Source organism: Conexibacter sp. CPCC 205762 (assembly GCF_030646155.1).
Taxonomy (GTDB): Bacteria; Actinomycetota; Thermoleophilia; order Solirubrobacterales; family Solirubrobacteraceae; genus Conexibacter.
Window position 1 is genome coordinate 67,599 of sequence record NZ_JAUTDN010000028.1, and the last position, 11,178, is coordinate 78,776.

Here is an 11,178-nt window from a genome sequence, read left to right on the forward strand (position 1 = left end):
TCGCACGTCCCCCGGCGGGTCCGGCCGGCACCTTCCTCAGGCGCCGACCGCCTCCGCCGCCAGCTCCGCCTCGGCGGCCTTCGCCGGCTGCGTCTGCGGGGCGGCGGGCTTCTTGCTGGAGATCAGCGCCATCGCGACGCCCGCGCCGAGCAGCGCCACCACGCCGCTGATCTTCATGCCTGTCCCGAAGGCGGCGATGAAGGCGTCGTGCGTGGCGGCGACGATCCGCTCGGGGCCGCCGGTCGCGCCACCGCCGCCGAGCGACTCGGCGAGTCTGTCGCGGACGCCCTGCGGCAGCGCCGGCAGCGCCTCGTCGAGCTTCGACTGGCCGACGCCGGCGACGATCGCGCCGAAGATCGCGACGCCGAAGCTGGAGCCGACCATGCGGCCCATCGACAGCACGCCGGAGGCGACGCCGGCCTTCTGGCGGTCGACGCTGTTCATCGCGGCGGTCGTCATCGGCGACATCACGAGGCCGATGCCGATGCCGAGCAGGACGAACGGCGTCAGCAGGAAGCCATAGCCGGTGTCGGCGGTCAGGAACGACTGCCATATCAGCGAGATGCCGACGATCGTCATGCCGGTGACGAGCAGCGGCTTGGGGCCGATGCGGTCGGTCAGGCGGCCGGCGAGCGGGCCCATCACGATCAGGATCAGCGTCATCGGCAGGAAGCGGACGCCGGCCTCCAGCGCCGAGTAGCCGAGGATGTTCTGCATGTAGAGGGCGGTGAAGAAGAAGACCGCCATCATCCCGAAGGAGACGATGAAGCCGACGCTGCTGGCGCCGACGAACTGGCGCGATCTGAAGACGCTGAAGTCGACCATCGGGTTTCTGACGCGGCGCTCGATCGCGACGAACGAGATCAGCGCGATCACGGCGAGCGTGAACAGGCCGATGATTCTGGTCGAGCCCCAGCCCCAGCGGTTGGCCTCGATGAAGCCGAGCACGAGGCCGGTGAGGCCGACCGTGAGCGCGACGATGCCGGCGTAGTCGATCGAGCGGCCGACCGTCTCGTCGCGCGACTCGCGCGTCGAGAAGAGCGTCATCGCGATCGCCGCGACGGCGACCGGCAGGTTGAGGAAGAAGATCGCCCGCCACGAGACGTAGTCGGTCAGGAAGCCGCCGACGACCGGGCCGATCGCGAGCGCGAGCGCGGAGACGCCGGCCCACGTGCCGAGCGCGCGGCCGCGCTCCTCCGGCGGGAAGGCGTTGGTGACGATCGACAGCGTCGCCGGCATCATCATCGCCGCGCCGACGCCCTGTATCGCGCGGCCGACGATCAGCAGCGTGTCGTTGGGGGCGAGGCCGATCGCGGCGGAGGAGAGGGCGAAGACGGAGACGCCCGCGAGGAAGATCCTGCGGCGTCCGAAGATGTCGCCGAGCCGCCCGCCGACGACGAGCAGCACCGCCAGCGACAGCGTGTAGGCGTTGATCGTCCACTCCAGCGAGGCGAGATCGGCCTTGAGGTCTTCCTGGATCGACGGCAGCGCCACGTTGACGACCGTGTTGTCCAGCATGAGCATGAAGAGGGCGAAGCACATCGCTCCGAGCGTCCACCAGCGGCGGTTCTCCTCGGTCAGCGACAGTGCGCGGATGCGAGCGGTCATGCGGAGGGGCCTTCCTTCGACGGTTCGAGGTCGAGCATCCCGAGCAGCGGGGCGATCGCGTCGGCCAGCGCGCGGCGCTGGTCGTCGGTCAGCTCGGCGGTGAAAGTTGCGAGCAGCGCGATGTTGGTGGCGTGCAGCTCGGTGATCGCGTCTCTGCCGGCGGGCGTGAGCCGGACGCGCTTGCTGCGGCGGTCCTCCTGGCACTCGGCGCGCGTCACGAAGCCGCGCTGGTGGAGGCCGTCGACGGCGCGGCTGGCGGCTGCGAGCGAGAGGCTGAACTGCTCGCCGAGCGCCTTCACGCTCATGCCGTCGCCGGTCGGGTCGCGCAGCAGGAAGTGCAGCAGCTTGAACTGCGTGATCGACAGCCCCATGTCGCTGAGCATCTGGAAGAGGTCGCGCGCGACACGCTGGTTGAGCGTGAAGAACATCGCGTACATGTCGCGCGCGACGTCGTGCGGCGACGCGGAGGTCGCGGGGAGCGCCTGCGTCGCGGACGCGTCAGCTGCCGGCGGGGTCGATGTCGAGCTTGCTTGCACGCATGCAAGTATCGCACGAGATGATTGCTTGCGCAAGAGCAATCATTGTTGTGGCGCAAGTCCGCGCCGGCTCGGCCCGGCGCGTCCGCGCCGGCACTGACACGCGGCCCGCGGCGGCGGCAGCGCGCGGCGGTGGGCGCGTCGGAGGCCCGCGCCGGGCGCTACGGCAGCAGCAGTCTGTTCTGCGAGCTGGGGCGCAGGGCGCCGACCGTCAGGTGCGCCGGTCTGGCGTCGCCGGCCGAGAGGACGCACTCGCCCTCGGTCAACTCGACCGACAGGCGCGCTGTGCCCATCGGGTTGATCGGGCCGCTGGCGGCGTCGGCGTCGAGGCAGGCGCTGGAGGAGCCGTCGGGCGGCGCCAGTCTCAGGTCGCGCGGTCTCGCGCTCTGGTTGCTGATCGTCACGATCGCAGGGCCGGCGCCCAGTCTCGCCGGGGTGACGGTCACGCGCGCGTCGGTGACGGCGACCGAGACGTTCACAGGGCTCGGCGGCCGCTCCTTGTTGGCGTAGTCGTCGGACGCCCCACAGCCGGCGACGAGCATCGCGACGCTGATCGCCCCCACCATCCGCTTGCGCATCGTGGCCCTGAGTCTCCCTCTTCGCTTCCGGTCCGTCCACCGGTGCCCGTCGCCCTGGCGACGTACGCCCGGCGGCGGTGGCGGAACCTTAGCCGACTGACCAGTCAATCGCGAGCAGCGTGGCAGCTGTCACATGCGGCATCTGCGATTTACCAGTTATCTCTGGCGAGTCCGTCATCGTCTCGAAGACTGCGTGCCACTTGGGCGCAATCTGTGACGCGAATCAGCTGAGAACGCTCACGCGCAGGGGCGAGCGCGAACGCGTCGACGCTCCCGCATCCCTGGAACGGATGCGGGAGCGCCGGGCGGTGGGATCTCTGCGAAGACCGTCCGGGTCAGTGGTCGGAGTCGTCCTCGCGGACGGCGCCGGAGAGGCGCTGCCGCTCAGAGGCGACGTCGTCGAGCGCCTGCTGCAGGCGCTCCCACGAGATCAGCTCAGCGTCCTCGTACTCGACGCCGGCCAGCTCCGTGGTGCTGTTCCGGTAGTCATCCCACGCCGTGCGCATGCGGTCGTCCAGCTCTCTGAGCTGGCGGTCCGTGTCGTGGTCGGCTGCGAACGTCGTCATCGGGCGCCTCCTTCCTTCGATGGTGCCCCCGTGCTGAGGACACTTTACCCAGGGTAGCCGTCGTCACACGACGGAACAGGTGTCCAGCCGTATGGATGCGGTGCGCCAGCGATGTTCTAGAACGGCAGCTCGACGACCTCGGCGGTCGCCGTGCCGGCCTGGACGATCGTGCCCGGCTGCGCCTCGCGCCGCACCAGCGCCAGCGCGATCGGTCCGTGCAGCGGCGACTCCACGACGCTCCCGAGCGCCCCGACGCGCTTGCCGTCGAGCGTCAGCTCGGTCCCGCTCGGCAGCGGCTGCGACAGCCGCAGGCCACGCAGGTGGCGGTTCGGCTTGCCCTTGTAGAACAGCCGCGCGACCGTCTCCTGGCCGACGTAGCAGCCCTTCGTGAAGGAGACCGCGCGCTCGTTCAGGCCCGCCTCCTGCGGGATCGTCGCGTCGTCGAGGTCGACGCCGTAGCGCGGCCGCCCCTGCTCGACGCGCACGATCTCGGCCGCCTGCTCGGCGACCGGCAGCGCGCCGCGCGCCACCAGCGCCTGCTTCAGCGCCTCGGTCTGGGCGGAGTCGACCCAGAGGTCGACGCCGAGGTCGGTCGCGATCAGCCGCACCGGGATCCCGTCGACGTCGGCGGCGGCGTTGGCGTGCTCCTGCGCGGCGAGGCCGTCGGCGCCCGCGATCTCACGCGCGCGCGGGCCCACGAGCGACAGCAGGCCGCGCTCGATCGTCCGTCTGTGCAGCTCGACGTCGAAGCCGAGCGAGTAGCGGCGGATCATGTTGAACAGCTCCTGCAGGGCGACCCGCTCGGTGTCGAGCAGCAGCTCGTCGCCGGCGTCGAGCACGCGCAGGTCCCCGAGCATCTTGCCCTTCGCCGTCAGGAAGGCGGCGTAGATGCCGTCGCCGGGCGCCAGCGCCAGCGCGTCGTTGGTGATCTGGCCCTGCAGGAATCTCTTCGTCTCCGCGCCGGTCAGCGCGAGCTTGCCGCGCTCGGAGCGGTCGACGAGGCCGGCGCCCGCGCGGACGGCGCGCTGGTCCTCGCTCAGCTGCTCGGTCGTGCTCATCCATCCGACTGTAGTGGCGCCAATCGCGCAACCGAGTTTTTGGCGTGCCATAATCTCACTCATGGTCAGCCCCGCATCGCAGCCGCACTCGTCCGCAGTCGAGGATTACGCCAAGGCGATCTACGCCCTGGAGACGCGCAGCGGCAGCGCCGTCACGACCAACGCGCTCGCCGAGCGGCTCGGCGTCACCGCCGGCTCCGCCTCCGCGATGGTGCGCAAGCTGGACGAGCTGGGGCTCGTCACGCACGTCCCCTACAAGGGCGTCGCGCTGACCGAGCCGGGCCGCAAGGTCGCGCTGGAGGTGCTGCGCCACCACCGCCTGCTGGAGCAGTTCCTGGCCGAGTCGCTGGGGCTGCCGTGGGATCGCGTCCACGACGAGGCCGAGGTGCTCGAGCATCACATCTCCGAGGAGCTGGAGGAGCTGATCGCGGCCAAGCTCGGCCACCCGACGCACGACCCCCACGGCGACCCGATCCCGACGCGCGAGCTGACGATCGAGGAGCGGCCGGGGGAGAGCATGGCGACGCTCGACGCCGGCGCCGCCGGCACCTTCACGCGCATCTCCGATCAGGACCCGGCGATGCTGCGCTACCTGTCCGAGCGCGGCATCCGCCCCGGCGACCGCTTCGAGGTGATCGACAAGCAGCCGTTCGGCGACGGGCCGCTGTTCGTCCGCTTCCACGGCGCCGGCGAGATCCACGTGCTGGGCGGCGCGCTCGCGCAGGCGATGCGCGTCGAGGTCGACGCGTGACGCCGCCGCCCCCGCCGCCGGTCGCGACCGCCGACGCCGACGCCGCCGGCCCCGCCGCGCTGACGCCGCCGAGCGAGCTCGAGCAGATCCGCGCGCGCAGGGGACTGAAGGGGATCGTCCCGCTGCTCGGCCCGGCCTTCGTCGCCGCGATCGCCTACGTCGACCCGGGCAACTTCGCGACCAACATCGACGGCGGCGCCAGCTACGGCTTCACGCTGCTGTGGGTGATCGTCGCGGCCAACCTGATCGGGATGCTGATCCAGACGCTGTCGGCGAAGCTCGGCCTGGCGACGGGCAAGAACCTGCCCGAGCTGTGCCGCGAGCGGCTGCCGAAGAAGGCCTCGTTCGGCCTCTGGATCCAGGCCGAGCTGATCGCGATGGCGACCGACATGGCCGAGTTCATCGGCGCCGCCATCGCGCTCAACCTGCTGTTCGGCGTGCCGCTGTTCGTCTCCGGCCTGATGACCGCCGTCGTCGCGTTCGCGATCCTCGCGCTGCAGTCGCGCGGCTACCGCCGCTTCGAGGTCGCGATCGGCGGGATGCTCGCGATCATCCTGCTCGGCTTCCTCTACGACACGCTCAAGGTCGGGCCCGACGCGAGCGGCGTGATCAGCGGCCTCGTGCCCGGTTTCGCCGGCGGCGACTCGGTCCTGCTCGCCTGCGGCATCCTCGGCGCGACCGTCATGCCGCACGTGATCTACCTGCACTCGGCGCTGACGCAGAAGCGGATCCCGGTCGCCAACGACGCGGAGCGCCACCGCCTCTTCCGCTTCCAGACGGTCGACGTCGTGATCGCGATGTCGATCGCCGGCATCGTCAACATGCTGATGCTGATCATCGCGGCGTCGCTGTTCCACGGCTCCGCGCTGCCGGACCTCGACACGCTCGAAGGCGCCTACGACGGCTTCGACACGCTGATCGGCGGCGGCGCCGCGCTCGCCTTCGCGCTCGCGCTGCTGGCCTCCGGCTTCGCCTCCTCGTCGGTCGGCACCTACGCCGGCCAGGTGATCATGTCCGGCTTCATCAACCGCACGATCCCGCTCGCGCTGCGGCGGCTGGTGACGATGTCGCCGGCGCTGATCGTGCTCGCGCTCGGACTCGACCCGACGCGCGCGCTGGTGATCAGCCAGGTGGTGCTGTCGTTCGGGATCCCGTTCGCCGTCATCCCGCTGATCCTGCTGACGCGCAGCCGCGACGTGATGGGGACGCTCGTCAACCGCCGCCTGACGACCGCGATCGCGGGCACGCTGGCAGCGGCCATCGTCGTCCTCAACGTCTTCCTGCTTTACCAGACGTTCTTCGGCTAGACGGGTAACCTTCGCGGGCATGAGCCTCGCCGACACCTTCCAGCAGATCGTCGACTCGCTGCCCGACGACTGGACCGATCTCGAGCTCGACCTGCGGATCCTCGACGAGACCCGCTACGTCGATGCCGCCACCTACCTGGTGACGTGCAACGCCCAGCCGTACTCGAGACACGACTGGCACTGGCGGCTGCTCGTCGCGCACCGCTTCGGCCACGCGGCCGCGGTCCCGGCCGTCCACGGCGCGCTGAGACTGCTCGACGACGCCGGCATCAAGGGCGAGCTGGCGCTGCGTGAGACGCGCGCGGGTCGTGTCGAGGTGACGCAGATGTGGGGCCGTCCGTACTCCGTGCGCGACGAGTTCAAGAAGCTGCGCGCGCAGTAGAGGCTGCGGCGCGGACAGAGGAGGGCTGTCCGATGGCGAAGGTCGTTGCGCTCGTGCCGGACCTGCTGTTCGGTTCGAGAGTCGTGTCGAGACTGACCGCCGGCGGCCACGAGGCGTCGCTGGCCGCTGACGAGGACGCGCTGCGCGCCTGGCTGGCGGAGGGCCACGCCGGCCCGCGCGCGATCGTCGCCGACCTGACGGCCGAGGCGCCGTCGCGGGTCGAGCTGATCGGCCGCCTGCGCGCCGAGGGCCTGCTCGACGGCGTCCGCCTCGTCGCCTTCTACTCGCACGTCGAGAGCGATGTCCGCACGCTCGCCGAGGAGGCCTCGTTCGACCTGATCGTCGCCCGCTCGCGCTACGCCCGCGAGGGCGCGGCGCTGGTGACGAGACTGGTCGATGCGGACGCGCCCGCCGAGCCCGCGCCCGCCGAGCCCGCGCCCGCCGCCACCCCCGCGCGGCGGCCGGGCGGGAGAGTGGCGCTGATCACCGGCGCCTCCAGCGGCATCGGCGAGGCGACCGCGCGGCGGCTCGCGCGCGACGGCGGCTGGACGCTGGTGCTGGTCGCGCGGCGCGAGGAGCGGCTGCAGGCGCTCGCGAGCGAGCTCGGCGGCGCCTCCGTCCTCGCCGTCGACCTGACCGAGGACGACGCGCCCGCTCGCGTGCGCGAGCTGCTGGAGCGCGAGCACGGCGGCCGGCTCGACCTGCTCGTCAACAACGCCGGCGCCGGTTGGGGCGGCTCGTTCGCGACCAACGGCTACGCCGAGGTGCGCAGAACGATGGCGCTCAACTTCGACGCCGTCGTGCGGCTGAGCGAGGAGCTGCTGCCGCTGCTGCGCGCCTCCGCGCCGTCGTCGCTGGTCAACGTCGCCTCGACCGCGGGCCGCGTCGGCCGCGCCAAGAGCGGCGCCTACTCGGCGAGCAAGTTCGCGCTCGCCGGCTGGACCGATTCGCTGCACCTGGAGGAGAAGCGCAACGGGGTCCACGTCGGGCTCGTGCTGCCGGGCTTCGTCGCGACCGAGGGCTTCCCGCAGAGAGCGCTCGTCGACAGGCCGCACACCCGCTGGCTCGTCTCGACGGCGGACAAGGTCGCCGACGCGATCGTCGACGCCGGCCCCGGCGGCAAGGCCGAGCGCTACGTCCCGCGCCCGTACGCGCTCGCCGCCGCGCTGCGCGTCGTCGCGCCGGGGCTCGTGCGCTGGGCGCTGTCGCGCTGATGCGCCCCCCCGCTCAGGAGGGGTGCGTCGTCTTCGACGCGTTCGCGACGACGGTCGTGTCGTAGCGTCTGTCGCCCTGCGGCAGCGCGCCGAGCGGCCGGCCGGGCGGGAACAGCTGCTGCTCGACCGCCTCGTACTGGGCGGTCAGGGCGGTGCGGTCGAGGCCTTCGAACTCGGTCTGCAGGTCGCTGAGGCTGCTCTCGGGGTCGACCTGCGTCTGCTCGTAGCCGCGCAGGATCGCGGCGACGGTCGCCTTCGCGACGTTCGGCTGCTCGGCGAGGCGGGCGCGCGAGGTGGCGAGCACGATCCGCGGCGCGCGGTCGCCGTCGGGCGCGTTCACGAGCGCCATCACGCCGACCAGTCTCGGGTTGGCGGTGAGGCGGTCGGCGTCGATCACGACGAAGTCGGCTCTGCGTCTGAACAGCGCGCGGATCCCCTCGTCGGCGCCTCTCGGCCTCCGCATCCTCAGCTGGACGCCCTCGGCGCCGTCGAAGTCGCGCTGCGCGGCGGCGGCGATCGGCGCGTCGTACGCCTGCGGCGGCCCGTCGAGCACGATCGTCGCGTCGACCTCCGGCCGGTCGTCCCCGACGCTCCCGCAGCCGGCGAGCGCGAGCGCGGCGACGGCAGCTGCGGTTGCGAGCGGGCGGAGACGGACCATGCGGCAGGGGAGGATGGCAGGACGCGCGCCGATCCGGCCTTCCCCCAGAATGGAGCGATGCCCGACCTCGCGCTCGTCGACCGCAGCCTGCTCGCCTCCTGGGCGGCGCTGGCGCAGCGCGCGCCGGGCGCGAGGATGCGGCCGGCCGGCTGGCAGCAGACCGAGTGGACCCGCGCGATGGCGGCTGACCTCACATCGATCCCCACGTGGAGGGGGATGGGGGCGGGCGTCGAGCGGCTGGCGGAGCCGGCGGAGCTGTTCGCGCTCAACGGCGCCACGGCCGACCTGCTCGACGGCTGGCCGCCCGCGGCGCGCGGCTTCGTCCTTCGCGATGGTGGGCAGGTGCTGTCGGGCGCGCTGGCGTTCCATCTCGACGGCGACTGCGAGATCGGCTTCGTCGCGACCGCGCCGGCGGCCCGTCGGCGCGGGCTCGCGCGGCGGCTGCTGGCGGCGCTGCTCGCCGACGCGGTCGCCGCCGGCTGCACCTCCGCGACCCTCCACGCGACCGCCGTCGCCGAACCGCTCTACGCACGCGCGGGCTTCCGCGACCTCGGCCGCATGGTCGAGCTGTCACCGCCCCGGTGGATGAACGGCGCTGGCGCGTCGTCGCATACTTGACGCCCATGCCGCCCGACGCCCAGGACCCCGCCGTCGAGCCCGCCGCCGCGCCGCCCGCCGCTGTGCCGCCTGCCGCTGCGCCGTCCGCCGCCGCGCCGCCCGTGCCGCCCGCCGCTGCTCCGCCCGCCGCCGCGGCGCCGGGAGAGGTCGGCGCGCCGCCCATCCCGCCGGCCGACGGAGCCGGCGACGAACGCGCCGCGTACGACCGCTTCGCCGCCAGCCTCGTCGGGCGCTGGGCGGCGTTCGCGACGCGGGCGCCGTGCGCGTCGATCGAGCCGGTCGGCGAGGCGATGGCGGCGATCTTCCCGGCCTCGCCGACGCGCGCGCTGTTCAACAACGCCCTGCTCGCTCGCGACGCCGCCGACCCGGACGCGACGCTGCTTGCGCTGCGGCACGCCTACGCCCGCGCGGGCGTCGCCCGCTTCGGGCTGTGGCTGCGCGCCGACGACCGCGCCGCGCTGGAGGCCTGCGCCGCCCACGGCTGGCGCACCGCCGCCACGACCGTCGCGATGCTCGCGCAGTTGCCGGCTCCCGCTGCCGACACAGCGCGCGGCTCGGGCACGGAGGCGGTGGGCAGTGCGCGCGTCGACGCGGCGGATCGGGACGCAGCGCGCGCGGCGGCAAGTGCGGGCGCCGACGTCGCGGGTCGGGACGCAGCGCGCGCGGCGGCAAGTGCGGGCGCCGACGTCGCGGGTCGGGACGCAGCGCGCGCGGCGGCAAGTGCGGGCGCCGACGTCGCGGGTCGGGACGCAGCGCGCGCGGCGGCAAGTGCGGGCGCCGACGTCGCGGGTCGGGACGCAGCGCGCGCGGCGTGCTCGGGCGGTGTCGAGGCGGTCGTCGAGACGGCTGAGATCTGCGTGCTCAACGAGGTCGAGGCCGACCTGCTGCCGGCGTGGCCGGAGCGGGCGCGGGCGTACCTCGTGCGCGACGACGCGGGGCGGGCGCTGTCAGCGGCGGTCTCGACCCGCCACGGCGACGACTGCGCGCTGTCGTTCGTCGCGACGCTGCCGAAGGCGCGCCGCCAGGGCCATGCCGGCCGGGTCGTCGCGCGGCTGCTCGCCGACGCCGCCGCCGCCGGCTGCACGACCGCGACGCTCTCATCGACCGCGGTCGCCGAACGCCTCTACCGCGCGCTCGGCTTCCGCGACCTCTGCCGCATGGTCGCCGTCCAGCCGCTCTAAGCGGCCGGCGCGGACACCGCGGCGGGCGTCTCCAGCACGTGCATGATCCGCACGTCCTCGGGCCGTGGCAGCGGCTGCCCGAGTTCTTCGGCGTCGCCTTCGAGCACGAACCACGCGACGGCTTCAGCTTCGCGGCGCGAGCCGGCGAGGCCGTCATGCGGTCGGTGCTCGGAGCCGCCGCCGATGCGGCGCTCGTCGCAGCGGAAGCCCCAGCCGACGCCGGGATGGTAGGTGTGCACAAATCTGAATTCCGGCATCTTGTTCCTCACAGTAGATCGAGAGCGGCGCGCCGGTCAAGACCGACATATCTGGTGAGCACTGCGCGTACCTCTCCGGGTGCCAACGTCTCTCTGTCGTGCCAGGCGAACTGCACCGGTGGCCGGCCCGGCGCGCGCAGCCGCCGATGCGAACCGCGCTGCCTGACGATCCGGTAGCCGAGCGGGTCGCGGGTCAAGATCGCCAGCAGCGCCTTCGCCTTCATCGAGGGGAAGTCGTCCATGCCGGCCTTGAGGGCCAGACACGGGGCGATTCGCCCCCGGGCGCGGTAGTTCGTCGCTTATCGAAGCCAAGTGGCCGGGCGGCGTTCTAGACTCCACCGCTCATGGCGCGCCGGGTCACCTTCAGCCGCAATCTGACGCTTTCGCTGTCGCGCTCCTGCCAGTGCTATTGCAAGTACTGTGCGTTCTCGACGCATCGGGCGCATCTGCATACGCCGGATGAG

The 11,178-nt window shown here is 72.7% G+C and carries 14 protein-coding genes; 6 read left to right on the plus strand and 8 right to left on the minus strand.

Annotated features, from left to right (window positions below):
* Positions 1-36 precede the first annotated feature (36 nt).
* The 5 genes from Q7L73_RS19430 to Q7L73_RS19450 all read right to left on the minus strand — a co-directional run bounded on the left by Q7L73_RS19430 (position 37) and on the right by Q7L73_RS19450 (position 4,346).
* Positions 37-1,608: an MFS transporter gene (locus tag Q7L73_RS19430; RefSeq protein WP_304691839.1), complete on the minus strand. Its 1,572-nt coding sequence runs from the start codon at positions 1,606-1,608 to the stop codon at positions 37-39.
* Positions 1,605-2,144 (minus strand): MarR family winged helix-turn-helix transcriptional regulator, encoded by a 540-nt coding sequence (locus tag Q7L73_RS19435; RefSeq protein WP_304691840.1) that lies wholly within the window; start codon positions 2,142-2,144, stop codon positions 1,605-1,607. The genes Q7L73_RS19430 and Q7L73_RS19435 overlap by 4 nt, the downstream gene beginning before the upstream one ends.
* A gap of 161 nt (positions 2,145-2,305) precedes the next feature.
* Positions 2,306-2,722, minus strand: coding sequence for a hypothetical protein (locus tag Q7L73_RS19440; protein WP_304691841.1), 417 nt, complete (start codon positions 2,720-2,722; stop codon positions 2,306-2,308).
* A gap of 335 nt (positions 2,723-3,057) precedes the next feature.
* A complete protein-coding gene (locus Q7L73_RS19445) occupies positions 3,058-3,288 on the minus strand; it encodes a hypothetical protein (RefSeq protein WP_304691842.1) in 231 nt (76 codons plus the stop codon).
* Positions 3,289-3,404: 116 nt separating this feature from the next.
* Positions 3,405-4,346 carry a folate-binding protein YgfZ gene (locus Q7L73_RS19450; RefSeq protein ID WP_304691843.1) on the minus strand — a complete coding sequence of 314 codons (942 nt, stop codon included), beginning with the start codon at positions 4,344-4,346 and terminating at the stop codon, positions 3,405-3,407.
* 61 nt (positions 4,347-4,407) lie between these two features.
* On the opposite strand from Q7L73_RS19450, the gene Q7L73_RS19455 reads away from it, so the two are divergent.
* Genes Q7L73_RS19455 through Q7L73_RS19470 form a run of 4 tightly spaced genes read left to right on the plus strand, consistent with a single transcriptional unit; the run spans position 4,408 to position 8,000 of the window.
* Complete coding sequence (locus Q7L73_RS19455) at positions 4,408-5,097, plus strand: metal-dependent transcriptional regulator (protein WP_304691844.1); 690 nt, start codon at positions 4,408-4,410, stop codon at positions 5,095-5,097.
* Positions 5,094-6,404, plus strand: coding sequence for an Nramp family divalent metal transporter (locus tag Q7L73_RS19460; RefSeq protein ID WP_304691845.1), 1,311 nt, complete (start codon positions 5,094-5,096; stop codon positions 6,402-6,404). The genes Q7L73_RS19455 and Q7L73_RS19460 overlap by 4 nt, the downstream gene beginning before the upstream one ends.
* Before the next feature lie 19 nt (positions 6,405-6,423).
* A complete protein-coding gene (locus Q7L73_RS19465) occupies positions 6,424-6,786 on the plus strand; it encodes a hypothetical protein (RefSeq protein WP_304691846.1) in 363 nt (120 codons plus the stop codon).
* Between the two features lie 32 nt (positions 6,787-6,818).
* The gene (locus Q7L73_RS19470) at positions 6,819-8,000 is read left to right on the plus strand and encodes an SDR family oxidoreductase (RefSeq protein WP_304691847.1); all 1,182 of its coding nucleotides are present in this window, start codon (positions 6,819-6,821) and stop codon (positions 7,998-8,000) included.
* A 13-nt stretch (positions 8,001-8,013) separates the two neighbouring features.
* On the opposite strand, the gene Q7L73_RS19475 is transcribed toward Q7L73_RS19470, so the two are convergent.
* A complete protein-coding gene (locus Q7L73_RS19475) occupies positions 8,014-8,658 on the minus strand; it encodes a hypothetical protein (RefSeq protein WP_304691848.1) in 645 nt (214 codons plus the stop codon).
* Between the two features lie 57 nt (positions 8,659-8,715).
* On the opposite strand from Q7L73_RS19475, the gene Q7L73_RS19480 reads away from it, so the two are divergent.
* Positions 8,716-9,276: a GNAT family N-acetyltransferase gene (locus Q7L73_RS19480; protein WP_304691849.1), complete on the plus strand. Its 561-nt coding sequence runs from the start codon at positions 8,716-8,718 to the stop codon at positions 9,274-9,276.
* Positions 9,277-9,281: 5 nt separating this feature from the next.
* Positions 9,282-10,457 (plus strand): GNAT family N-acetyltransferase, encoded by a 1,176-nt coding sequence (locus tag Q7L73_RS19485; RefSeq protein ID WP_304715614.1) that lies wholly within the window; start codon positions 9,282-9,284, stop codon positions 10,455-10,457.
* On the opposite strand, the gene Q7L73_RS19490 is transcribed toward Q7L73_RS19485, so the two are convergent.
* Positions 10,454-10,714: a hypothetical protein gene (locus Q7L73_RS19490; RefSeq protein ID WP_304691851.1), complete on the minus strand. Its 261-nt coding sequence runs from the start codon at positions 10,712-10,714 to the stop codon at positions 10,454-10,456. The genes Q7L73_RS19485 and Q7L73_RS19490 overlap by 4 nt on opposite strands.
* An 8-nt stretch (positions 10,715-10,722) precedes the next feature.
* Entirely contained in the window at positions 10,723-10,956 is a 234-nt protein-coding gene (locus Q7L73_RS19495) for a type II toxin-antitoxin system HicA family toxin (RefSeq protein WP_304691852.1), read from the minus strand.
* Positions 10,957-11,178: the final 222 nt, after the last annotated feature.

What these genes read in the sequence shown, in the direction of transcription:
- Q7L73_RS19430 (WP_304691839.1), bottom strand. Translation starts at nt 1,608, where the DNA reads ATGACCGCTCGCATCCGCGCACTGTCGCTGACCGAGGAGAACCGCCGC.
- Q7L73_RS19440 (WP_304691841.1), bottom strand. Translation starts at nt 2,722, where the DNA reads ATGCGCAAGCGGATGGTGGGGGCGATCAGCGTCGCGATGCTCGTCGCC.
- Q7L73_RS19445 (WP_304691842.1), bottom strand. Translation starts at nt 3,288, where the DNA reads ATGACGACGTTCGCAGCCGACCACGACACGGACCGCCAGCTCAGAGAG.
- Q7L73_RS19450 (WP_304691843.1), bottom strand. Translation starts at nt 4,346, where the DNA reads ATGAGCACGACCGAGCAGCTGAGCGAGGACCAGCGCGCCGTCCGCGCG.
- Q7L73_RS19455 (WP_304691844.1), top strand. Translation starts at nt 4,408, where the DNA reads ATGGTCAGCCCCGCATCGCAGCCGCACTCGTCCGCAGTCGAGGATTAC.
- Q7L73_RS19465 (WP_304691846.1), top strand. Translation starts at nt 6,424, where the DNA reads ATGAGCCTCGCCGACACCTTCCAGCAGATCGTCGACTCGCTGCCCGAC.
- Q7L73_RS19470 (WP_304691847.1), top strand. Translation starts at nt 6,819, where the DNA reads ATGGCGAAGGTCGTTGCGCTCGTGCCGGACCTGCTGTTCGGTTCGAGA.
- Q7L73_RS19475 (WP_304691848.1), bottom strand. Translation starts at nt 8,658, where the DNA reads ATGGTCCGTCTCCGCCCGCTCGCAACCGCAGCTGCCGTCGCCGCGCTC.
- Q7L73_RS19480 (WP_304691849.1), top strand. Translation starts at nt 8,716, where the DNA reads ATGCCCGACCTCGCGCTCGTCGACCGCAGCCTGCTCGCCTCCTGGGCG.
- Q7L73_RS19485 (WP_304715614.1), top strand. Translation starts at nt 9,282, where the DNA reads ATGCCGCCCGACGCCCAGGACCCCGCCGTCGAGCCCGCCGCCGCGCCG.
- Q7L73_RS19490 (WP_304691851.1), bottom strand. Translation starts at nt 10,714, where the DNA reads ATGCCGGAATTCAGATTTGTGCACACCTACCATCCCGGCGTCGGCTGG.
- Q7L73_RS19495 (WP_304691852.1), bottom strand. Translation starts at nt 10,956, where the DNA reads ATGGACGACTTCCCCTCGATGAAGGCGAAGGCGCTGCTGGCGATCTTG.